Origin of the sequence: Mesorhizobium sp. M0664 (genome assembly GCF_040320565.1) — a bacterium.
GTDB lineage: Bacteria > Pseudomonadota > Alphaproteobacteria > Rhizobiales > Rhizobiaceae > Mesorhizobium.
The window spans coordinates 1-1,029 of the sequence record NZ_JAMYPW010000111.1 but is presented as its reverse complement, the minus strand read 5'-3'; the positions used below and the strand labels follow the sequence as shown (position 1 = coordinate 1,029).

Genomic DNA, 1,029 nt, shown 5'->3' with positions numbered 1-1,029 from the left:
GATCTTTGCACAGAAGCCGATCAGTGATTCTGTTGTGAGGTTGGAGCAGGGAGATTCGCGATGGTGGATCGTGTTCTGGGTCAGTTGAGTCTGGCGGACGGTCTTGCGGTGTCGGATGAGACGATCTTCGACCTGATTGCGAAAGAGCTGGACTGGGAGCCGATCAGCAAGCTGCTTGGCCCGCGCAGCAGCAGCGGCCCGGGTAGCGCCAGCTACCCGGCAATGTTGCTGGTGCGCTGCCTTCTGCTGGGTGTGTGGCATGGGCTGAGCGATCCAGCGCTTGAGGCGCAGATCCGTGACCGGCTGTCGTTTCGCCGCTTCGTTGGCTTCAGCCTCTCGGACCGTACGCCCGATCATTCGACCCTATGGCGCTTTCGCGACGAGCTGACGCGTGAGCGGCTGATCGACAAGGTGTTTGAGGAGATCAACCGGCAGCTGGAGACGAAAGGCCTGATCGTCAAGCGCGGCACGCTGGTCGATGCCTCGTTCATGCAATCCCCCGGCCGGCCGCCCAAGCAGCCGAAGAAGGGCCACCACGGCCCGGTCAAGCCGTCGGCGGACAAGGATGCGCGCTGGGGCAAGAAGGGCAAAAAGAGCACTTTTGGCTACAAGATGCACATTGGCGTCGACCAGGGGCACACCTTGATCCGGCGCGTCGAGGTGAGCGACGCCTCAGTCACCGACACCGAGCCGGCCGACCGGTTGATCTGCGGCGATGAGAAGGCGGTCTATGGCGATCAGGCCTATTACACCCATGCCAGGCATGACCGGCTCGCTGAGGCCAAGATCAAGGATCGCCTGATGCGGCGGCCCAACAAGCATCACCCTGAATTGCCGCCGCGCGACAAGCTGCGCAACCGGCTGATCTCCAAGGTGCGGGCGGCGGTTGAGCGGCCTTTCGCCGTGTTCAAGGAGCGTTACGGCATGCGGCGCATGCGCTTCTTCAACCTTGCGACCAACCGCACGCAGTGCATGCTGGCGGCATGCGCCTACAATCTGCGGACTATGATCGGTGTCCTGTATCCACCC

At 62.5% G+C, this 1,029-nt stretch carries 1 protein-coding gene; it reads left to right on the top strand.

All coding sequences use genetic code 11. The features are described 5' to 3' along the window. Positions 1-60: 60 nt before the first annotated feature. On the top strand, positions 61-1,029 hold a 969-nt coding region (locus NKI39_RS34165), incomplete at its 3' end, for an IS5 family transposase (protein WP_352837550.1).